The organism is Alcaligenes nematophilus (assembly GCF_026344155.1).
GTDB lineage: Bacteria > Pseudomonadota > Gammaproteobacteria > Burkholderiales > Burkholderiaceae_B > Alcaligenes > Alcaligenes phenolicus.
This window is the reverse complement of sequence record NZ_JAPKMZ010000005.1, coordinates 64,035-84,891: the sequence shown is the minus strand read 5'-3', so window position 1 is coordinate 84,891 and position 20,857 is coordinate 64,035. Positions and strand designations below refer to the sequence as shown.

The 20,857-nt window shown below is 56.7% G+C and carries 23 protein-coding genes; 12 read left to right on the top strand and 11 right to left on the bottom strand.

What is annotated here, in order from left to right:
- Positions 1-249 precede the first annotated feature (249 nt).
- On the bottom strand, positions 250-669 hold the full coding sequence (locus OSH04_RS14120; protein WP_266108718.1) for a type II toxin-antitoxin system VapC family toxin: 420 nt from the start codon (positions 667-669) through the stop codon (positions 250-252).
- A gap of 2 nt (positions 670-671) precedes the next feature.
- On the bottom strand, positions 672-926 hold the full coding sequence (locus OSH04_RS14115) for a type II toxin-antitoxin system prevent-host-death family antitoxin (protein WP_083054489.1): 255 nt from the start codon (positions 924-926) through the stop codon (positions 672-674).
- Between the two features lie 159 nt (positions 927-1,085).
- Here OSH04_RS14115 and OSH04_RS14110 point away from each other — a divergent pair, with 159 nt between their 5' ends.
- On the top strand, positions 1,086-1,700 hold the full coding sequence (locus OSH04_RS14110; protein WP_266108717.1) for a nucleotidyltransferase family protein: 615 nt from the start codon (positions 1,086-1,088) through the stop codon (positions 1,698-1,700).
- Here OSH04_RS14110 and OSH04_RS14105 read toward each other — a convergent pair.
- Both OSH04_RS14105 and OSH04_RS14100 read right to left on the bottom strand, forming a co-directional pair.
- Positions 1,697-2,437, bottom strand: a complete 741-nt coding sequence (locus tag OSH04_RS14105) for a flagellar brake protein (protein WP_035273382.1) — start codon at positions 2,435-2,437, stop codon at positions 1,697-1,699. The genes OSH04_RS14110 and OSH04_RS14105 overlap by 4 nt on opposite strands.
- 112 nt (positions 2,438-2,549) lie before the next feature.
- On the bottom strand, positions 2,550-3,470 hold the full coding sequence (locus OSH04_RS14100) for a delta(1)-pyrroline-2-carboxylate reductase family protein (protein ID WP_083054485.1): 921 nt from the start codon (positions 3,468-3,470) through the stop codon (positions 2,550-2,552).
- A gap of 215 nt (positions 3,471-3,685) precedes the next feature.
- Between OSH04_RS14100 and OSH04_RS14095 the strand changes: the two genes are divergently transcribed.
- Positions 3,686-4,102, top strand: coding sequence for a YidB family protein (locus OSH04_RS14095; RefSeq protein WP_022983226.1), 417 nt, complete (start codon positions 3,686-3,688; stop codon positions 4,100-4,102).
- A 149-nt stretch (positions 4,103-4,251) separates the two neighbouring features.
- On the opposite strand, the gene OSH04_RS14090 is transcribed toward OSH04_RS14095, so the two are convergent.
- On the bottom strand, positions 4,252-5,532 hold the full coding sequence (locus tag OSH04_RS14090) for a bifunctional O-acetylhomoserine aminocarboxypropyltransferase/cysteine synthase (RefSeq protein WP_060186600.1): 1,281 nt from the start codon (positions 5,530-5,532) through the stop codon (positions 4,252-4,254).
- Positions 5,533-5,805: 273 nt separating this feature from the next.
- Between OSH04_RS14090 and OSH04_RS14085 the strand changes: the two genes are divergently transcribed.
- Positions 5,806-8,514: an AsmA family protein gene (locus OSH04_RS14085; RefSeq protein WP_115634359.1), complete on the top strand. Its 2,709-nt coding sequence runs from the start codon at positions 5,806-5,808 to the stop codon at positions 8,512-8,514.
- A complete protein-coding gene (locus tag OSH04_RS14080; RefSeq protein ID WP_115634358.1) occupies positions 8,511-8,903 on the top strand; it encodes an MOSC N-terminal beta barrel domain-containing protein in 393 nt (130 codons plus the stop codon). Before OSH04_RS14085 ends, OSH04_RS14080 begins: the two co-directional genes overlap by 4 nt.
- 63 nt (positions 8,904-8,966) lie before the next feature.
- Here the strand turns inward: OSH04_RS14080 and OSH04_RS14075 are convergent, their stop codons facing one another.
- The 3 genes from OSH04_RS14075 to rsmD form a co-directional block, all read right to left on the bottom strand.
- Positions 8,967-9,224, bottom strand: a complete 258-nt coding sequence (locus tag OSH04_RS14075; RefSeq protein WP_266108716.1) for a YfhL family 4Fe-4S dicluster ferredoxin — start codon at positions 9,222-9,224, stop codon at positions 8,967-8,969.
- Between the two features lie 85 nt (positions 9,225-9,309).
- Complete coding sequence (gene coaD / locus OSH04_RS14070; RefSeq protein WP_009454773.1) at positions 9,310-9,816, bottom strand: pantetheine-phosphate adenylyltransferase; 507 nt, start codon at positions 9,814-9,816, stop codon at positions 9,310-9,312.
- A 20-nt stretch (positions 9,817-9,836) separates the two neighbouring features.
- Positions 9,837-10,466: a 16S rRNA (guanine(966)-N(2))-methyltransferase RsmD gene (gene rsmD / locus OSH04_RS14065; RefSeq protein WP_009454775.1), complete on the bottom strand. Its 630-nt coding sequence runs from the start codon at positions 10,464-10,466 to the stop codon at positions 9,837-9,839.
- A gap of 55 nt (positions 10,467-10,521) precedes the next feature.
- Between rsmD and ftsY the strand changes: the two genes are divergently transcribed.
- Positions 10,522-11,988: a signal recognition particle-docking protein FtsY gene (ftsY, locus tag OSH04_RS14060; protein WP_266108715.1), complete on the top strand. Its 1,467-nt coding sequence runs from the start codon at positions 10,522-10,524 to the stop codon at positions 11,986-11,988.
- 141 nt (positions 11,989-12,129) lie between these two features.
- Here the strand turns inward: ftsY and OSH04_RS14055 are convergent, their stop codons facing one another.
- Both OSH04_RS14055 and OSH04_RS14050 read right to left on the bottom strand, forming a co-directional pair.
- Positions 12,130-13,644, bottom strand: a complete 1,515-nt coding sequence (locus OSH04_RS14055; RefSeq protein ID WP_266108714.1) for a CYTH and CHAD domain-containing protein — start codon at positions 13,642-13,644, stop codon at positions 12,130-12,132.
- Between the two features lie 134 nt (positions 13,645-13,778).
- Positions 13,779-14,606: an IclR family transcriptional regulator gene (locus tag OSH04_RS14050; RefSeq protein ID WP_042488803.1), complete on the bottom strand. Its 828-nt coding sequence runs from the start codon at positions 14,604-14,606 to the stop codon at positions 13,779-13,781.
- A 115-nt stretch (positions 14,607-14,721) separates the two neighbouring features.
- On the opposite strand from OSH04_RS14050, the gene ribBA reads away from it, so the two are divergent.
- From ribBA to OSH04_RS14020, 6 genes are read left to right on the top strand one after another with little or no spacing between them, the layout of a single operon-like run.
- On the top strand, positions 14,722-15,888 hold the full coding sequence (gene ribBA, locus OSH04_RS14045) for a bifunctional 3,4-dihydroxy-2-butanone-4-phosphate synthase/GTP cyclohydrolase II (protein WP_009454780.1): 1,167 nt from the start codon (positions 14,722-14,724) through the stop codon (positions 15,886-15,888).
- 14 nt (positions 15,889-15,902) lie between these two features.
- The gene (gene ribH, locus OSH04_RS14040; protein ID WP_009454781.1) at positions 15,903-16,421 is read left to right on the top strand and encodes a 6,7-dimethyl-8-ribityllumazine synthase; all 519 of its coding nucleotides are present in this window, start codon (positions 15,903-15,905) and stop codon (positions 16,419-16,421) included.
- Positions 16,375-16,890: a transcription antitermination factor NusB gene (nusB, locus tag OSH04_RS14035; protein WP_042488795.1), complete on the top strand. Its 516-nt coding sequence runs from the start codon at positions 16,375-16,377 to the stop codon at positions 16,888-16,890. The genes ribH and nusB overlap by 47 nt, the downstream gene beginning before the upstream one ends.
- 13 nt (positions 16,891-16,903) lie before the next feature.
- The gene (gene thiL / locus OSH04_RS14030; protein ID WP_266108713.1) at positions 16,904-17,866 is read left to right on the top strand and encodes a thiamine-phosphate kinase; all 963 of its coding nucleotides are present in this window, start codon (positions 16,904-16,906) and stop codon (positions 17,864-17,866) included.
- Positions 17,867-17,875: 9 nt separating this feature from the next.
- On the top strand, positions 17,876-18,397 hold the full coding sequence (locus OSH04_RS14025; protein ID WP_009454786.1) for a phosphatidylglycerophosphatase A family protein: 522 nt from the start codon (positions 17,876-17,878) through the stop codon (positions 18,395-18,397).
- A complete protein-coding gene (locus OSH04_RS14020) occupies positions 18,394-18,900 on the top strand; it encodes a CinA family protein (protein ID WP_266108712.1) in 507 nt (168 codons plus the stop codon). The genes OSH04_RS14025 and OSH04_RS14020 overlap by 4 nt, the downstream gene beginning before the upstream one ends.
- A gap of 4 nt (positions 18,901-18,904) precedes the next feature.
- Here the strand turns inward: OSH04_RS14020 and OSH04_RS14015 are convergent, their stop codons facing one another.
- Positions 18,905-19,705, bottom strand: coding sequence for an IclR family transcriptional regulator domain-containing protein (locus OSH04_RS14015; RefSeq protein ID WP_022983221.1), 801 nt, complete (start codon positions 19,703-19,705; stop codon positions 18,905-18,907).
- 149 nt (positions 19,706-19,854) lie between these two features.
- Between OSH04_RS14015 and OSH04_RS14010 the strand changes: the two genes are divergently transcribed.
- The gene (locus tag OSH04_RS14010; RefSeq protein ID WP_115634356.1) at positions 19,855-20,841 is read left to right on the top strand and encodes a Bug family tripartite tricarboxylate transporter substrate binding protein; all 987 of its coding nucleotides are present in this window, start codon (positions 19,855-19,857) and stop codon (positions 20,839-20,841) included.
- Positions 20,842-20,857: the final 16 nt, after the last annotated feature.

The following is a 20,857-nucleotide window of genomic DNA, read 5'->3' as shown; positions in this document are numbered from 1 at the left end:
GGGCCGCACAAGAAAACATGTGACACTGCTTAAAGCCCAAACGGCACTGGGGCGGAGGAAAAGAAACGAGGAGGGTGGGAATTGGAGGGGAAAGTAGTCAGATAGTCAGGAGCGAGTCTGCCTGCCAAGGCCAGGATTGGGAAACTGAGGAGGCCGCAATAGTGACGCTGCTAAGAGATGATATTTGCTGGTGGCCGGGTATCTGAATAGAGGATGCTGGGGGCTGCTAATTTTGGAGAGCTGTTCGGCTCAGTGTTCCCACGGGTTGAGGAGGGTGACAGGGGTACCTTTGAAGTCTTTGGTGTTGCGCGTGACGACGGTCATGTTGTGAACCAGGGCTGTTGCCGCGATCAAGGCGTCCCGTTCGCCCTTCTTGTTTGGAACATGCAATTGGGCACATTGTCGTGCTACCGCTGCATCAATGTTCAAGGTGGCTTGGGAGAATGCGGGTAGCACCTGATTTTCAAACCAATTGCGCAATATGGTTCCCTGGGCGGCATCTTCCCGCTCTTTGCTCAGGATGCCTTGTTCCAGTTCCAGGACGGTAATGACGGATATGTACAGGGTGGCGGCGTTGACGCTGTGAATCCAGGCGGTGACATTTGCATCGGCTTTGCCTGATTTCATTTTCCGTATTTCGGAGACGACGTTGGTGTCCAGAAGGTACATGGTCAGAAATCAACGGGGCGAGTGTTGATGTTGCTATGAGCAGGTTCAAAGTCGATGTCGGCGTCATCGTCTGACATGGCCAATTCATCAATGATGTTGCGGCGCTGCTCGGTCAGTTGCAGGTAATTCTGGAATGTCATTAGCACGTGTGAGGGGCGGCCACGATCGGTAATGATGACGGGACCATTGCTCGCGGCTTTTTTGGCCTCACTGGTGGCCTGGTTGAATTCTCGGCTTGAAAGAGTGGTGATAGTCATGATGCACCCTCCTGCGGTTTGTGAATGTAGTTATGTTACTACATTGGGTGCTGCTTGGTTTCTTCGTGCTTGTTTCTATCAATAAATTTATCCTGTAGGCAGGGGCGTGAAAAGACATGGTGTGACAGAGAAGTCACGTGAGACTGGAGAGGTGAATCAATGGCAGGGCAGCAGCATGTATCTGGGGTGACGGGCATTATTCTGGCGGCAGGCTTGGGGCGGCGGTTTGACCCGTCGGGCCAGCAGTTGAAGCTGTTGGCCAAGACTGAAGAGGGCAGAACGATGGTGCGCTGTGTCTGTGAGACGGCCTTGTCTGTGCTCGATGAAGTGCTGCTTGTTTGTGATGTTCATGAGCAGATTTTGCGTCAGGAGCTGGGTGACTTGCCGATCGGCTTCGTTCAGGCACCTGATGCTATCCGCGGCATGGGCGTCAGTTTGAAGGCCGGGATACAGGCGTGCAGTCCCCGTTATGGCTATGTGGTTTTGCTGGCGGACATGCCTTGGTTGCGGCCAAGCACCGTAGCGGCAGTGGCCCAGGCTGTGCAGGATGGGGCCGGAATTGTACGCCCCGTTTTTAATGGCCAGCCTGGCAATCCGGTTGGCTTTGGATTGGAGTGGCATCAACCGCTTTTGGAGCTAGCAGACGAGCAGGGTGCGCGCGACTTGTTGCAAGCCAACAAGGATCAGACCTTGTTTGTGCCTTTAGTGGATGAGGGGATCTTGCGCGATGTGGACACCCCCGGTGATTTGGGGATGTCCCAAGCATCCAATTAGCCGTGACCGCGCTGTTTGGCGATCTGCTGGCGCTCCAGACGGCCGATGTAGTGTTGAATTGCCATCTGCGTGGAGGCAGAAAGATCAATGAAGGTACAGCCCAAACGTTGAATCTGTTTGCCATTAGGCAGTTGCTGCGTTTCCGTACGCGCTACTTGTAGCGCCACAACAAAAGAACCGGCTTGCGGCAGTTCCAGCAGGGATTCGGTTTTATGCGTGCCGATCACCTCTGCCAGGGTTTGCGATTCGTCCACCAAAGACAAGCCGCCACCACTGATGTCGTGCAGCAGAAAGCTTTTGGACTCGTTATTCAAGCGCAAGATCACCATGGCCGGTTCGCTGACGGGTACGTTGACGCGGAAGAACTCACGTCGCTGCAAGCGGCGAATGGATTCGGGAATCGGGATCGCCAAGGCTGGCTGACCTTCGTAGGACACGACCTCTGGGGTGGGGCCCTGAAACGTCACCTTGATCTTGTCCAGCGAGGTCTCGAAATGGGTGTGTTCGGACTGCAGCAGATTGCGGGTTTTTTCTTCTTTGTTGGCGGTATCAATCACCACCACGTTATTGTCCAGATCAATATCCAGAATGGTGGTGACAATCCGGTCATTGCCCTGATTGGCTTCCATGTGCAGTAACAGGCCCCCTTTTTCGATAGCCCGTAAAACACGCAGAATTTCAAACTTGGACTGGATCTGATACGGATCGTCTTCGGTGGGAGGGAGCGTAGAAGTCATGGGTAGGGCGGCAAAAAGAGATCGGTAAGTGACTGTAAGGGATTGTATGCGCCAGAGTAACACTCTGGGCGCGCTTTGGCGTGTGAAGTCAGCTAGTTAACAGCCTAAGTATTTAGGCTTGGTTTAAATGATGCAGGGCGCAACGTGCTGCTGCCAAATCCCACGCAGCCGAGCCTACTGATTTGAAGAACAAGGGCTTGTCTTTGGGGGCTGGGGTACGCAGCGCCTGGTGAATGCTGTGGACTTGCTCCCAGTCCACGCCGGCCTGGATCAGGTCGCCTGCTTCCTGGCGGGCGCCGGCGACATCATCGGCATATAGACGGCTGGCCAGCAAGGTGTGGGCCTCGAACTCGGCCATATCTGGTTGAAAGGCTCCCAAGCCAATCAGCAAGCGATCAAGGCGTGCGGGTTCGTGATACACGGGTGTCAGGCTGGAGGTCAGGGCGATCAGTACATCCGTTTTTTCCGGAACAGCCGTGGTGGCCTGGACCCGGTCCCCGAATCTGGCTTGCAAGGATGTGGCCACAGCCTGTGCACGGTCTGGGTTACGGCCCGTCAGGGTGACGCGTGCTTTGGGGTACAGCGTCATGATGGCATCGCAATGCGCGACAGCCTGTTGTCCGTACCCCAGCAAAGTGATGTGCTCCGGCCCTTGGGGCCACAGGGCTTGAATACCCAGCATGGATACCGCTGCAGTACGGCGTTCGGATAGGGTGGGTGCATCCAGAATCAGTAGCGGCAAACCGTTCTGGGCGTCGTAGACGCTGACCAGGCCCTGGATACTGCCCAGTTCCTGCTGCTGGTTGTCCAGCATCACATTAGCCAGTTTATGAACACCTATATCGTGTGAAACCGCTGGCATGGACAGCATTTGCCCCGTTTGGGGATAGTCCAGAACCTGACGGGTTGGGGCGACGATAGTGCCAGCAGCATACTGGGCCATGGCCTTGCCTAGCTGGGCGACCAGTTCAGGATAAGGCAGGGCACGAGCAGTCTCTTCAGAGGACAGGACGGTATAGGAAGCTTGCGTCATTCCAGGGTCTCCATGGAGTCGGTCTGTGGGGGATGCCGGACTATTGAGAAACCAGTGTAGCGTAGGCCCAGCTCAGGGCAATAGGGCCTTTCCGCCAGTGATCTATTGACCCACCTTGACAATTAATCCGCCCCGCCTGGCGGCCTGTCGCGGCATAATGAGGCCTGATATCAGCACCTGCCCACGCGCGGGGCCGTGCATTGGGGAGAAAAATAATGAGTTTGCTTAATTCTGTTGTGTCGGCCTTGTCGGCTACGGATTCCAAATCCAAAGAGCAGGGCGCTTTGTTGCCCGCCCTGATTCAAGTCATCAGCAGCTATCCAGGCGGTTTGAGCGGCCTGATCGAGCGTTTTCGCTCGGGTGGTTTTGGTGATGTGGTGTCGTCCTGGATTTCGCAGGGCAGCAATCAGGAAATCGGCCAGCAGGATTTGCTGGGCGTGATGGGGCAACCGGCCATCAAGCAATTGGTGGACCTGTCGGGTTTGAATCAGCAAAGCGTGCTGGATAATCTGAAGATCATGCTGCCGTCCCTGATCAATCAAGCCAGCCCCAACGGTCAGTTTGACCCATCCCACATTACCGATGCCAGCAGCCTGCTGGGTGGTTTGACGCAGTTGTTTCGCAAGTCCTGATTCACTTGCGTCCGTGACGCGGTCTGCCTGAAGGCCGAATTACCAAGAATGAAAAAAGCCTGGAGTCGGTGCAATACCGATTCCAGGCTTTTTTAGCTTGATGCAGAAAAACCTGTACAGCAATTCCGGCCTGTACAGGTTTTTTGGTCTTAGCCGCGTGCTGCTGCTTCCAGAGCTTGTTCCAGATCGGCCAGAATGTCGTCGATGTGCTCCAGACCAATGGACAGACGCACCATGTCTTCGCTCACGCCCACAGCGGCCAGTTCTTCGGCATTGAGCTGACGGTGAGTTGTGCTGGCAGGGTGGCAAGCCAGGGATTTGGCATCACCAATATTGACCAGACGCAGCACCAGGTTCAGCGCGTCGATAAAGCGAGTACCGGCTTCAATGCCGCCTTTGATACCAAAGGACAAAATCGCCGCAGGCTTGCCACCCATATAGCGCTTGGCCAGTTCATGATCCGGATGGTCAGGCAAACCGGCGTACTTCACCCAAGACACTTGTGGGTGCTTGTTCAGATACTGGGCCACTTTCAGGGCGTTTTCTGTATGACGCTCCATGCGCAGAGGCAGGGTTTCGATGCCTTGCAGGATCTGGAAGGCGCTCAAGGGGGCCAGGGCAGCGCCGGTATTGCGCAGCGGAGCCACGCGGCAGCGGCCGATGAAGGCGGCTGGGCCAAAGGCTTCGGTATAGACCACGCCGTGGTAGGACGGGTCAGGCGTATTCAGGATGGCAAAGCGATCTTTGTGCTCGGCCCAGGGGAACTTACCGGAGTCCACGACCATGCCCGCAATGGTGGTGCCGTGACCGCCCATGTATTTGGTCAGCGAGTGCACGACAATGTCGGCACCGTGCTCGATAGGACGGCACAGGGCAGGCGAGGCTACGGTATTGTCTACAATCAGGGGTACGCCATGACGGTGAGCGGCATCGGCCAGTGCACGGATATCGATGATGTTGCCAGCCGGGTTGCCGATGGTTTCGCAGAATACGGCACGAGTGCGGTCGTCGATCAGGGCTTCCAGTGCTTCGATATCATTGGGTTGGGCAAATTTGACGGTAATGCCCTGGCGCGGGAAGGAGTGCGCGAACAGGTTGTAGGTGCCGCCGTACAGTTTACTGACGGACACAATGTTGTCGCCGGCCTCTGCAATCGTTTGGATAGCATACGTGATGGCTGCCATGCCAGAGGCTACTGCCAAGCCCGCAATCCCGCCTTCCAATGCTGCAACACGCTCTTCAAGCACGGCATTGGTGGGGTTCATGATGCGGGTGTAAATATTGCCGGGCACCTTCAGGTCAAACAGATCCGCGCCGTGTTGCGTGTTGTCGAAAGCGTAGGAAGTGGTCTGGTAAATCGGAACAGCAACGGCTTTTGTGGTCGGGTCTGGCTGGTAGCCAGCATGAATGGCAAGAGTCTCTAGTTTCATGGTTAATTCTGGAATTGATGATCAAGTGGCTTATATAAGACAAAGCAAGCATAACCCCTGTATGTAGAGAAAAGCATCTAAGGGCGCAGACATTAATACTATGCCTTTATTTCTTTTGGTAATAATGGCGAATTACTGACAACAGGCTCTGCTTTTTAAAGTGCGGGTGGATATTTCTTATTTTCGTTACTTCGCAATGGCCCGACATGGGTTAGCATTTCGTATCCGGGCAGATGGCGTGTTGCATCCTGCCCCGAGGTCCTAGAGGCTTACATGAAAGTATGGTTTAAGCGGGGCTTATTCAGCCTCGTCGTTTTAGCTATTGTCACGGTGGTAGGCGGGGCGATTTTCCTGCTGACATTCAATCCCAATTCGTACAAGCAGAAGCTGGCTGACATCGTCCAGCAAAAGTATCAGCGTACGCTCAAGATTGACGGTGATATCGAACTTTCTTTATTTCCCCGCATTGGCCTGTCCGTGCAGGGGCTGTCCCTGTCTGACCGTAATTCGGAAGATCCTTTCGCTTCTTTGGAAAGCGCCCGGTTTGCGGTGGCCTTGTGGCCTTTGATCAATAACCGCCTGGTAGTGGACCACGTTGCTGTTACCGGCTTCAAAGCCTGGATTGTGCGCGATGAAGAAGGCAAGCTGAATTTTGACGACTTGCTGCAAGCCCCGCCGGCTGGCCCTCACCTTCCCCTTGCCCGCTCGGGCGTATCCTTGTTGCCCGCAGCACAAGCTGCCGAGGCTCCTCAGACAGCCGAGCCTGCACCCGAATCCTTGCCTGTTCCTGAATTGATTGCCAAGCGCTCGGGCAGTGAAACGGATTTCCAGATTGATATTGCAGGTCTGAGCCTGAAGGGTGGTGAGATTCATTACTTCAGCAAACGCAGCAATGTAATTGGCCGTTTGTTGCAGCTGGAAGTGAACACGGGCCGCATGACGTTTGGTCAGCCTTTTGATGTAGCTTTCAAGAGCCGCTTGTCGGGGGACTATCCCGTGGCGGATGGTGTGCTGGAAGGGCAAGGGCAACTGAGTCTGGACCCTGCTTCCAAATCCTACGGTGCGCAAAAGCTGAACTTGAGTTTTATCGGTGATCTGGACCAGCTGCAGGCACAAAGCCTGACACTTAAGGGCAATGTGGCCTACAAGTCGGCCCAACGCCAGTTCAGCGCCACCAATCTGGATACCCAATTGCAAGGTCAGTGGTTGGGCGCTTACCCGGTCAGCGATCTGAATGCCACGCTAAATACGCCCAAGATGGAAATCGACAGCGTCAGCGACCTGGTGTCTTTCGAGAAGCTGGCGCTGCGTGTTCGTGGCAAAAATGAAGATCAGAATCTGGATCTGGCCCTGGATGTGCCTCGTATCCAGGTATCGCCTGCCCAGGCTGAAGGCTCGCCTGTCGTTGCCAGCCTGAAAGTCAGCGGCCCCAAGGTCCTGGGTTTGGGTTTGACGCTGCAAGGCTTGTCCGGTAATAGCCAGGAATTGATATTTGAGCAGGCCAAGCTGGACGGCGCCATCAAGCAAGGCAGCCGTGTGGCGCAATTGAAGGCCAGTTCTCCCATGCAGTGGCAACCATCGAATGAGTGGCTGCGTCTGCCCGAGATTCAAGCCAATATCCGCGTGGAAGACGAGGCCGACGCAGGTAGCCGCTTCGAGATGCCGCTGACGGGCCAGGCAGACCTGAACAAAGGCAAACAAGAATACAGTGCGCAGCTAAGCAGTAGCACCGAGCAGGCTCAAGGCAGTCTGGATGTAAGCTTGCAAGATAAGGGTAAAGGGCCGTTGCTGAACGCGGTACTCAAAGCGGACAAGCTGGACCTGGACGAACTGCGTTCGATTTTCTGGGTGACAGCCCCCGAAGTGGTGACCCCACCGGAGCCGGAGCCAGAGGCTGAAGTGCCGGAAGCCGCTGCCGAGCAGGAGCCGGGCGCAGAGGAAGCTGAACAAGTCGAGCAGCCCAAGGCAGAGCAGGCAGAGGCGGCTCCCGCAGCCGAAGAAGTGGTTGAGGAAGCTTCCTCTTACGCTTGGCTGGATACGCTCAGCTTTGATCTGCGTTTTGAAATCGAAAAGCTGCGCAGCCTGGGTGTGGTGATGGATCAGGTGAAAGCTCAGGTCAAGAACCAGGGCCAGTTGATCAATTTGTCGCAGTTCAATGCGCAGGCGTATGAAGGTCAGCTTCAGGCCAAGGCCAAGGTTGAGCCCGGCAAGCGCTTCGAATTGGGCCTGAAGCTGCAGCAAATGCAGGTCGGTTCGCTCTTGCTGGATGCGTTCGGCAATGACTACCTGGCAGGCAAGGGCAATGTGGATCTGAACCTGAAGGCTCAAGGTGCCACAAGCCAGGAGCGTCTGAATGCTCTGGAAGGCGGCCTGACGGTCGATTTGCATGACGGCAGCTGGCGCAGCGTTGATCTGGACCAGAGCGTGCGCGATATCAACGAAGCCGTGCGCAATGCCTTTGGCGGTCAGATTCCTTTGCTGCTGCCCCAGTCCGATCCTTTGCGCCGCACGGTGTTGAACCGTTTGCAGGGCAGTCTGGATATCAAGAAAGGGCAAGCGACTTTCCGTAATTTACGGGCCACCACCCCGATTCTGACGGTGACAGCGGCTAAAGGCGCCACGCTGGACCTGGTAAATCAGCAAGCAGATGTGACTTTGCAGGCTCGCCTGAACCACAACAATCTGGCCGTGGAAGAGCGCAAGTCCTTCCAGGACCTGCGCAATGTGCTGATTCCTATCCATATCTCCGGCCCCTGGACAGGGCTGTCCTACCAGATTCAGTGGAAAGACATTGCCAGCAACTCCATCAAGAAGGCACTGCAAGACGGTTTGCTGGATTTGTTGAGCCAGCAAGCGTCAGAAGCTAAAGCAGAGTCCACCCCCGATGTGAAGTCCGAGGTGAAGCAGATCATCAAGGAAGAGTTGGGGGCCAAGGTTCCACAAACCGTGGGCGAAGCCATGAAGCAGTGGTTCAAGCCATGAGCACAAGTTCAGCGTTAAGTTCGCCTGACCAGACGGTTTGCCTGTTGCAAGGCGGCCCGTCCCTTAGTGACGGCAAGGCACTGGCCTGCAAGGGGCGATGGGTGCTGGGGAACGATCAGGGGCAGGTTCTGGCCGCCGATGCGCTGCCTGCTTTGGCCGAGCTCAGTATGGAACTGCGTTTTGGCCAGCTGGTGTTGCGCGCTCCCGGTATGTTGCGCCTGGATATTGAAGTGGATGTTATTGAAGACGATCCGGATTCCTTTTCCCTGTGGCAGGAAAATGGGCAATCCGTGCAATTGGTAGACGAAGGGGATTTGCCTGCCCAGTGGTTCAGCCGCTATACAGGCCAGTCGCTGCGTCTGTTAAAGCGTTTGCCCCAGGCTGAGTAAGCTGTCTGCGCGGTGATCCATATAGAACAAGCCCTGCTCATGGCAGGGCTTTTTTTATTCTATTTATGTCGTAGGTTCGGACTGTAGCCGGTGATAGCGGGCAAGCAGCGTTTCCTGGCTTTCCTGGTGCCGGGGGTGAACCTCGATACATTCGACCGGGCACACTACCACACACTGCGGCTCATCAAAGTGGCCGACGCATTCTGTACACAGGTTGGGATTGATCTCGTAGATCTCCTCGCCCATGTAAATAGCCAGGTTAGGGCACTGCGGCTCACAAACGTCGCAGTTAATGCATTCTTCAGTAATGTGCAGTGCCATAGCGCAGTGTCCTGATAAGCGTGGTCCTTGGATTTGACCAGTCGGTCACCCTACAGTGTAGTACGGACCGCTGCGCAGGGCGAGTTCAGGTGGCTGAAACTGTTTGCTGATTGCGTTCCTTGGCTTTGGTTTGTAGCCAACGCTCCACGGACGGGAACACAAATTTGCCTACATCACCGCCCAAAATGGCAATTTCGCGCACGATGGTGCCGGAGATGAACTGGTACTGATCCGAAGGAGTCATGAACATGGTCTCGACTTCGGGCAGCAGGTGACGGTTCATGCCCGCCATTTGAAATTCGTACTCAAAATCGGACACGGCGCGCAGGCCACGTACGATAACGCGACCATTTTGTTCGCGTACAAAGTCCTTGAGCAGGCCGGAAAAGCTTTTCACTTCCACGTTTGGATAGTGGCTGAGCACTTCGGAGGCGATCTCAACACGCTCTTCAACGGTGAAGAAAGGGCGCTTGTTCTGGCTGGAGGCCACACCGACCACAACGTGATCGAAAAGGTTGGCGGCTCGCCGGACCAAGTCTTCATGGCCTCGTGTCAGGGGGTCGAAGGTGCCGGGGTAAACAGCTGTGATCATGGTGCATCCGCGTAAGTGGTTCAAGTTGGCAGGTCGGAGTCCGGGGGGAGCGGTGCAGGCGTCCCGGAAAATTCGGCATTATTGACTGTTTTTTGCATCGCAGCAAATCGCAACAAATGATAATGTACCTGCCCTGCCTTATCCTGTCGTAGTATCCCGTATTGATCTGGGGCTTGTATAGGGGTTTCGGACTCAATGTAAACCAGTGCGTCCGGTGCCAGCACATTGGGCAGCAAGGGCCAGATACGTTCCATCCAGTCCTGCGCAAAGGGCGGGTCTATGAAGACCAGATCGTAGCGCATCTGGCTGCGCTCCAGAATATGGAGGGCGTCGCCCGCATGGATACGGACGTGGTCTGCCTTGAGTTTGGTACGCAGGCTGCGCAAATTGCTGACAGCGGGTCCGTGGCGTTCCACCATTTGTACAAAGGCGACACCGCGCGAGGCCGCTTCAAAGCCCAGGGCTCCGCTACCGGCAAACAGATCCAGCACGTTCTTGTCGCTGAATTGACCGCCCCAGAAGTGGTTAAGCCAGTTAAACAGCGTTTCGCGCACACGATCCGGGGTGGGCCGCAGACCGGGTGCATCGACGACTGAAATCGGTGTGCGGCGGTAATCACCACCTACAATACGGACAGCATGTTTTCTCATTAGCGCTTTGATCGGATAATGTGGTCATTCAACAGAATTTTCTAGTGTAAATCGTATGTTCAGTTTTTTTAAAAGAAAGAAGGCCAAGCCAGAGCCACAAGTCACTCAAACGGAGCTGACCGAGCCGCTTTCTCCTGCCCCGTCTCAGCCCCAGGCTGACGCGGCAGATGCATCCCCCGCTGTATCGCAGGAGCAAAGCACGCCGGTTCAAACGCCGGTGGCCTCGCCTGCTGTGGCTTTGGATAGCCAGGCAGCCAGCCAGGCTGAACATCGCGCTGCTTCCGAGTCTACGCCCACGCAGCCAGAGGTGCCACAACCGGCCCCGGCCAGTGTCCCGACCCCAGAGCCTGCCCGTGTCCACGAGCCGCAAGTGCAGCCTGTACCTGAACCCGTTCGTATTCCCGAGCCGGAGGTGCAGCCTGTGCCGGAGCCAAGCCGTGCTCCGGAGCCCGAGGTGCAGCCGATTCCCGCGCCGGTACCGCAACCGGAACCCGAGATACAGCCGACTCCTGAACCGGAGCCAGAGATTGTTCCAGTTCCTGCGCCACAGCCTGACCCAGCACCTGCCCCGACGCCAGAGCCAGAAGCCGCCGCACCTGTGGTGAAAACTTCCTGGATGGCACGCTTGAAACAGGGCTTGTCGCGTACCGGTCAGAGCTTGAGCAGCCTGTTCGTCGGTGCCAAGGTTGATGAAACGCTGTTCGAGGAACTGGAAGACGCCTTGCTGATGGCAGACGCGGGTGTTGAGGCTACCGAGAAACTGATTACCGCTTTGCGTGCTCGTGTTCGTAAGGAAAAAATCAGTGATGCAACCCAAGTCAAACAAGCCCTGTGCGACATCCTGACCGATCATTTGAAGCCCCTGGAGAAATCCTTTCCTCTGGAATCGAGCAAACCACTGGTAGTCATGATTGCCGGGGTGAATGGTGCAGGTAAAACCACGTCTATCGGTAAGTTGGCCCACACCTTCCAGGAGCAGGGCGCAAAAGTCTTGTTGGCCGCCGGTGATACCTTCCGTGCTGCCGCTCGTGAACAGCTGATTGAGTGGGGCACCCGCAATAACGTCAGTGTTATTGCTCAGGACGGTGGTGACCCCGCCGCGGTGGCGTTTGATGCTGTGCATGCAGGGCGTGCCCGCGATATGGGCGTGGTCATGGTGGATACCGCCGGCCGCTTGCCAACCCAGCTTCACCTGATGGAAGAGCTCAAGAAGATCAAGCGCGTCATCGGCAAGGCCGATGGTCAGGCTCCTCATGAAATTCTCTTGGTTGTGGACGGCAATACCGGCCAGAACGCCATTTCGCAGATCCGTGCCTTTGATGCAGCCTTGGGTCTGACTGGCCTGGTTGTGACCAAGCTGGACGGCACGGCCAAAGGCGGTACGCTGGCTGCCGTTGCTGCCTGTGCGCAAGGCGTACGTCCTATTCCGGTTTACTGGATTGGCGTGGGCGAGGGCATGCAGGATCTGCAGGCCTTTGTGGCCCGTGAGTTTGCGTCGGCCTTGTTGGGCATGACCGCTTAAATCCAAGTTTGGCTGTCAAAAAAGCGGCGATGTCTTTACAGGCATCGCCGTTTTTTTATTCCTGGGCCTTCCAGGAAAAGAGCGCTACGTAGTGGCAAGCAAAGGCTCAGTGCACAGTGGGCTTTTCAGTACTTTTGGCGTTCAGCGTCGCAGAAGCTCTGTTTGCGGCTGATGCTGATCCAAGGCATTGAGCGCATGCTGTGCATGGGCGGCACGACCTTGGCGGGCATGCGTCAGCCAGTCCCGCGCAAACTGCGCTTGCTCGGGGTTGGCCGCATGTTGGGCATACCAATCCAGCGCCACGTCCACGTCGGTGACTGCACCAATCAAGGCCTGACATTCGCGCAGCACTTTGTGCAGCCCTTGCTTGTCGGCTGCGCTGGGCAAAAACTCCAGGCAGTAACGCAAGCTCTTGATCCGGTTACGCAAACGATGCTGCTTGTCCTGGCTGATCTGCGCAAAGCGTTGGCTGCGTAGTTGAATTGTCTGGAACCAGCGGCTGATACGGGCTTCGATCAAATGTTCGGGCTGAGGCACACCATTCAGTTCCAGCGTAGGGCCGCAAATCAGGCTTTGCAGATTACTTAACAGCAGGGACTGAAACTCGGCTGCACTGGCCAGTTGGACCGGGTCGTGCTCCAGATGGGCAGGAGTAGGCTCAGGTGCGGGGCCGGGCATTCCCGCTTGCAGCAGCAAGGGGGTGATTTCCAGGTGTACCAGGTCATGGTCGCGTGCCTGACCAAACAGACCAAAATAATGTGTCAGGCGCGTATTGGCATACCCTTCGCTAGCCGATAGCCACATTTTGAACAGCTTGCGGCAGGAGCGCAGACGGCGCAGACCCACGCGCATCAAGGCCAGATAGTCGGCCTGACGGGAAGAGTCCGGACGTATGCCATCCACGCCGGCCAGCAAGGCGGCATTGCGAATGACCTGCTCCAGGCTCATGGTGGCACTCAGGCTATAAAACTGTTCCAGATCTTCGGTGTCAACAAAATGCGGTTTGGGCAGGTCGTAGGCTTTGCGGGTCAGGGCCGCAGCTACCTGTTCGGGCGTCAGATCCAGACTTTCCGATTTGGCCCGGCGGCGGTCCGCCAGACTGGCCAGGGCATCACCACGCTCGGACTTGCTGCGCATCTCCAGAATCAGGCCATGTTTGTACAGCCAGCGCTGGCCAACCTCAAACATGGTCAGGCTCTCGCCCTTGATCAGCTCAATTTCCAGCTCGTTGACCAGCAGCTTCAAACCATTGGATTCGATATGACCCGCATCGTAGGCTAGCTCCAGTTCAGACTGGCCTTGCTTGATCAGGGCCAGCTCGCGCTGGATGCGGGTTTGATAACGGGCTTGGATTTGATCCGCGTAACGAGCCAGCGCAGCGTGGGCGGGTGTGTCCTGATACAGGCTCAGGTCCAGTTCCGGGCCGGGACGGGGGTGATTGATTTCAATGCGGGACAGGGTATCAGGACCGGGCAGTTTGACGGTCTGAACCCATTGCTCGCCTTCCTTGCGCAGACGCAAGGCGATACTCGAGCGCGCCAAATCGCGTTCGGGCGTATCAAAGTAAATGGCATTTAAGGTAATGCTACCCGTGCGTACGGCGTCAAAGGCGGTCAATAAACCGGGACGGGCACTCTCGGGTACAAAAAATTTCAATTCTTGTTCTAGCACAGCATCGCACTCGAGAAATCACCCACAACAGGTGGGCGGATAAAACGATTATTTTGCATGTAAACCAGCCAAACTTGAAGTGTCGACACCCGTATAAGTGTGTGTAGTCATGTCAAGTTTTATAAAGGGGGAGTGCCTAGTGGCTCGCGCCAGCCCAACTGGTGTGAAATGCTGTTGGCGCACTGTCGCAACTGAGCCAGGATGGGGCTGTTGATACTGGCATCAAACAGCGTACTGGGGCCCAGACTGGTCAGGGCCAGCACAATCTGGCCGGAGTGATCAAATACGGGGACGGACAGGGCATCAATACCGGGCAAGGGGTTGCCCAGTGCCTGTGCCACGCCTTGTTCACGGATTTTTTCCAGCATGGCAGCCAGTTCTTTGGGGCTGGGGCGCAGCGGACTGATACTGGTGACAACCGCGCTGTCACCTGCCTCGCGCTCAATGTAGTGGCGCGCCACTTCAGGGGGCAGCCAGGCGGCAAAGACGTGGCCGGTGGCCGTGTGCAGCATGGACATGACCGTGCCGCAGCGCATGTTCACATGGACCGGGTAGCTGGCCTCGCTGATATGAACCATGGTGGGTCCGTGTGAGCCCAGCACCGCCAAGCCCAGGGTGTGCCCAATGCGCGAGGCCCAGGCTTGAACCAGGGGCAGGGCAATCTTCACCGGGTTCTGGCTTTGCAAGCTGACCAAACCCATCTGCAAGGCAAACGGCCCCAGCTCGTACAGGCCGGTAGCCGGAGCCTGCTGCACCAGTCCTACGTTGGTAAAGCTGACCAGATACGGGTGGGCTTTGGCCGAACTCATCCCAGCCTGCGTGGCCAGATCTCGCAACATCATGGGTTGTCCGCTATCTACCAGCACTTTCAACAGGCCAAAACCCGTTTCAATGGATTGGATACGGCGACGCTTTTCGTCCAGAGCAGGCAAAATGGGTTCGGTCATAGGGGTTTGGGGCGGTTTGGCACGGTCTTCAAGTGTACCGACTAATGAAGCTGCCCGCCGGGCCTTGGGTGTCGTAAAATGGCCTTAATTATTATCTGTCTGAGCAAAGAGCACGATGAATCAAGAAATTCAGTCCGACGCTGGTCAACTGGGCGCCAGTCCAATCGCTCCCGTTCCAGAGATTGTTGAAGAGCTGCGCGCCGGTCGCATGGTTATTCTGGTTGACGAAGAGGACCGCGAAAACGAAGGCGATCTGGTCATGGCCGCCGAATTCGTAAATGCCGAGGCGATCAACTTCATGGTGACGCATGGCCGCGGTCTGGTTTGCCTGACGCTGACCGAAGAGCGCTGCCGTCAGCTGGACCTGCCTTTGATGGCCACCCGCAACGGTACCCGCTTTGGCACCAACTTCACGGTGTCGATTGAAGCGGCTGAGGGCGTGGAGACCGGCATTTCCGCTGCTGACCGCGCCCGTACTGTGCAAGCGGCCGTGGCCCGTGATGCACGTCCGATTGATCTGGTGCAGCCTGGCCACATTTTTCCCTTGAAGGCGGCCAAAGGTGGTGTGCTGGTGCGTGCCGGTCACACCGAAGCGGGCTGCGATTTGACGGCGATGGCAGGCTTGACCCCGGCTGCTGTCATTTGTGAAGTGCTCAATCCTGATGGCACCATGGCGCGCTTGCCCGATTTGTTGGTGTTCGCCCGCGAACACGGCATCAAGGTTGGCACCATTGCGGACCTGATCCAGTACCGCAGCGAACACGAGTCCATGATCGAGCGTTTGCACAAGAAGTCCGTCAAGACTCCTTATGGCGAATTTGAATGCCACGCTTACCGCGATCTGTCTTCCGGTGGCTTGCATCTGGCACTGGTGCACGGTGAAATCAGCCCGGAAGTGGAAACCCTGGTGCGTGTACATGAACCGACTACCGTGCTGGATGTTCTGATCGAGGGGGATGTGGGCCACAGTTGGACCCTGCCCACTGCGTTGCGTACCGTGGCCAAATCCGACAGCGGTGTTGTCTTGCTGATGAACTGCCAGAGCTCCGAAGAAGAGAGTTTCGAGCAGATTCAGGCTTGGGCTGCAGACAGCCCGGCCCAGGCGCCACGCGGTCGCCCTAGCCGCAACGATCTGCGCACCTACGGAATTGGTGCACAAATTTTGCGTGACCTCAATGTTGGTAAAGCCCGTTTGATGTCGCGACCACGTAAAATGCCAAGCATGGCCGGGTTTGCATTGACCGTGACGGGTTACCATAGCGAACCAGACTCTCAATCCTAAGCGGAGCTTCCAACATGAATCCTTACATTGTTACCCCTGACCTGAATGGGGAAGGTCTGCACATTGGTATTGTGCGTGCGCGTTTTAATGAATCCATCGGTCTGACCGAGTTGGAAGCCTGCTTGAAAGAGCTGGAAGCTTTGGGTGTAGACGAGCGCGACGTGACCGTTCTGTCCGTCCCCGGCGCGCTGGAACTGGGCATCACCCTGGGCCAGATGGCTGAAACCGGCGAATTTGATGCCCTGATCGCTCTGGGTGCTGTTATCCGCGGTGACACCTACCACTTTGAAGTGGTCAGCAATGAAAGCGCTTCGGCCATTACTCAAGTCTCCCTGGCAACCGGTATTCCTGTTGCCAACGGTGTACTGACCACCAACACAGATGAACAAGCCGAGATTCGCGCTGCTGAAAAAGGTCGCGATTGCGCCCGTACAGCGGTCGAGCTGGGCAATCTTATCGCCGTCCTCGAACCCGAGCTGGACGACGATGAGGACGAAGATTACGAGGACGAAGATCTTGACGACGACAAATAAAGTCCCGGCCAGCAAGGCCAACGGACGATCCGCGCGCCGCCGCTCGCGCGAATTTGCCCTGCAGGGCATCTACTCCTGGCTGTTGCGAGGTGCTGATGGCCTGCAGGAAGCCACCTCCATCGACGCCCATATCCGGGGCGACGAGGAGTTTGGCGAAGCCGACGCAGCCTGGTTCAAAACCTTGCTGTTCGGCGTCATGCGCGAAGCCCCTGTGCTGCGCGAACGCTTTTTGCCGTATGTGGATCGTCCTTTGGAAGAGCTCTCTCCCATCGAACACGGCATCTTGCTGATTGGCAGCTACGAACTGGTGCATCACGTTGAAGTGCCTTACCGCGTAGCCATTAACGAAGCCGTTGAACTGGCCAAGTCCTTTGGCGGTACCGACGGTTTCAAATTCGTGAACGGCGTGCTGGACAAACTGGCCGCCGACGTACGCGCACCTGAAGTTGCCAAGCAGGCCCGCCGCTAAAACGGGGCGTGCCGTGCTGAACGAGTTCGGTCTTATCCAGCAGTATTTCAATCGTCCCGCTCCCGAAGGCTATTTGGGAGTGGGCGACGACTGCGCCCTTTTTACTCCAACACCCGGCTGGCAACTGGCCAGCAGCGTGGATCTATTGATCGAAGGGCAACATTTCTTTCCCGATGTGGACCCCTTTCTCTTGGGGCACAAGGCGCTGGCCGTGAACCTGTCGGACCTGGGCGCCATGGGGGCCAAGCCACGAGCCTGCCTTCTGGCTTTGTCCATGCCCGAAGTCCGGCCCGAGTGGCTGGCCGCATTCTCCAAAGGTTTGTTTGAACTGGCCGACCAGGCGCAATGCCCCTTGATCGGTGGCGATACCACGCGCAGCAAGCAGGGGGTGGTCATCAGCATTACGGTGCTGGGTGAAGTCCCAGCGGGACAGGCCTTGCAACGCAGCGCGGCTCAAGCTGGTGACGACATCTGGTTGACGGGTACCTTGGGGGCGGCAGACATTGCCTTGCGCCTCCTGCAGGGTCGACTGGCCGCGGACCCGGATCGTCTGGCTGCCAGCCGCCCAGCCTTGGAACAGCCCTGGCCGCCTTATCGCCTGGGCCATGCCCTGGCAGGTTTGGCTCATGCTGCCATTGATGTGTCTGATGGCCTGGTTCAAGACCTGGGTCATATCGCCAAAGCCAGCCAATGTGCCGCCCATCTGGATTGGGACGCCTTGCCGCTGGATCTTTCCTTAAAGGGTTTGCCTGCCGAGCTGCAACGCGAAGCGGTTCTGGTTGGTGGTGACGTTTTTCAATTGTGTTTTACGGGGGCTCCCCAACAACGGGAGTCCATCATGGCGCTGGCCCAGCGCGAAGGCGTGCAGCTTAGCCGTATTGGCTCCATGCACGCTGGTAGCGGGGTGTACGTGCGTGATCAACAGGGTCTGCATCCTGCCCCTGCCCAGGGCGGTTTCGATCATTTTGGTGGCTGAGTCTGTGTCATGAGCACATTTCCTGATCCTTCCTTGAATCCCATTCAACGTCCTACCCTGGATTGGGTGGTGAAAAAGCCTTGGCGCCTGATTGCCTTTGGCGGCGGTACCGGCGTATTGCGTCCGGGGCCGGGTACCTGGGGCACGGTGCTGGCCTGGGTCTTGTGGGTCTTGGGTCTGCATGTGCTGACCGACACGCAAATGGCCATTTTCTTGCCGCTCACCTTTTTCATTGGCTGCTGGGCTTGCCACCGCACGGGCTACGACCTGGGCGTGTCCGATCACAGCGGCATGAATTGGGATGAGATGGTCGCCTTCTGGCTGGTGCTGTGGCTGATTCCGCAGACCTGGCTGGCACAGGGCATCGCATTCGTTTTATTTCGTTTCTTTGATATTCTCAAACCACCGCCAATCCGCTATTTTGATCGTCGTCTGCATAATGGTTTTGGCGTTATGTGGGACGATCTCCTGGCGGCAGGCTATACCTTGTTGCTGATGGCTGTCTTGGTACGTTTTGGAGTTTTCTCATGAGCGATTACGAGCACGGCAATGCCGCCCTGGCCCTGGGGCGAGCCCTTAAAGATCGCGGCTGGATGGTGGCCTGCGCCGAGTCATGTACGGGTGGCCTGCTGGCTGCTGCCCTGACGGACCTGCCCGGCTCCAGCGCCTGGTTCGAGCGCGGTCTGGTCACTTACAGCAATAAGGCCAAGGTTCAGGAACTGGGCGTGAACCAGGACACCCTGGATCGTTTTGGCGCGGTCAGCGAGGAAACCGCCATGGAAATGGCGGCGGGTGCGCTGGAAGCCACTGCAGATGCGGAACTGGCTATTGCCACGACCGGCATTGCCGGTCCGGATGGAGCCACGGCGGGCAAGCCGGTTGGCCTGGTGTGCTTCGGTTTTGCACAGCGCCGGGGTGATGGCATTGTGACCCGCGCCTCTGCTCGTATCTTTGATGGAGACCGGGCCCAAATCCGTCAGCTGGCCGTGGAATACGCCTTGGCCAGTGCGCTGACCATGCTCAATCCCGCCTGATTGCTCAGGCCGGCAACATCAAACCCAGCTGCCTGGCGCTCGAACGTAGTTCGGGCAGGCAGCGCTGGATCAATTTCTCTTCCGTATCCTGCCAGTCCTTGATGCTGATGCTCATCCCGGCCACGACGCGCCCGCTGGCACTGCGCACGGGTACGCCAATGGCCGTTAGACCCAGTTCCAGTTCTTCCTTGATCAAGGAATAATCCTTTTCCTGTACCTGCTTTAATTCGCGCAGCAAAGCCTCGCGAGTATGGGCGGTGTATTGCGTCATGATCTTGAAGGGAGCCAGCTCCAGGTAGGCATCCAGCCTGCTTTGCGGCAACTGCGACAGCATCATTCGCCCGATAGAGGTGCAGTGAGCAGGCAGGCGGCTACCCAAGCCTAAAGACACAGTCAGTACACGCTGTCGTTGGGCGCGAGCCAGATACAGAATTTCGTCTCCATCCAGCAAGGCCAGTGCACAGGTTTCACCGACGCGGTCACTCAGGTCGTCCAGTATGGGCTGGGCCAGACTGACGATGGAGGTCGAAGAAAAGTAGGCATGGCCCAGCTGCAAAATCGCCGGACGCAGCTTCCAGAATGGACCTTCCTGCTCTGCATAGCCCAGGGCTTGCAGCGTGTAGAGGCAGCGCTGCACCACCGCCCGTGCCAGACCCGTTTTCAGGGCAATTTCTGCGGCCCGCAATGGCCGTCTTCTATCTGAAAAAGCCGTAATCACCTGCAGGCCACGGGCTAACGATTGCATGTAATCCGGGTCGCCTTTGTAGCTGCTGGTGGCGGGGCCTGTTTCTTTATTTGTTGTCATGGCTCAGGAAGTGGCAAGGTCTAGTTTTGTTCGATTAGCGAACTTGATGGGATTAGCAAGAATTATCGATGATAAATTGTAAAAAAAACAAGACTTAGCAATTTAATAATCAAGTTCGATTATCGGACAAAATAAGTTTGGAGTGATTCATGAAAAAAATTCTAGCCCGTAAAGTGGCTCCTCTTCTGGCCGGAATGGGTTTGTTGTTTTGTTCCTTGGGCGCGCAAGCCGCGTATCCGGACAAGCCTATCCGTCTGGTTGTGCCCTTTACGCCGGGCGGTGTGACTGACGTGATTGCCCGAGGTGTCGCGCAGCAACTGTCCAAGGATCTGGGCCAGATCATCATTGTGGAAAACAAGCCCGGCGCCAGCGGCATTATCGCCACGGACTTCGTCGCGAAGTCTGCTCCCGATGGCTATACCGTCTTGCTGGCCGCGGTTGGTCAGGCCGTGGTGAACAACCATCTCTACAAGAAACTGCCTTACGATCCGGCGCAGGATCTGGCCGCTGTTTCTCTGGTGGCGGAAGGGCAGAACGTGCTGGTGGTGAACGCCAAGCAAAGCCCATTCAATACGGGCGAGGAGCTGATCAATCATGCTCGCGCCAAGCCCGACGATCTGACTTACGCTTCCTTTGGTAATGGCTCGTCCTCGCACCTGTCGGCCGCCGCCTTTACCACGATGGCCAATATCGACGTCATCCACGCTCCTTACCGTGGCAGCGCACCTGCCATGACTGATCTGCTGGGTGGCCACATCTCCTTCATGTTCGACAGCATGGGCACCGCAATTACGCACATCAACGCCAATACTGTACGTCCCCTGGCTGTGTCCGGTCCGGAGCGTTCCTCCTTGTTGCCAGAGGTTCCAACCTTTGCAGAGCTGGGCCTGGATCAGGGCTATAACGTGACAGCCTGGTTTGGTTTCCACGTCAGCAGCGGCACGCCTACTGAAATTATTGATCGCCTGAGCCAGGCCATGAAAACCGTCAGCGAGAACAGCGAGTTTGTTGAAACCTTCCGTCGTCAGGGCGTGGACATCATTTCCTCCACCCCTGCCGAGTACGCCGAGTTCCTGCGTCAGGAAGACGAGAAATTGGGCAGCCTGATCAAGCAAGCCAATATCACGCTGGACTAATTGTTTTTGAATGGAG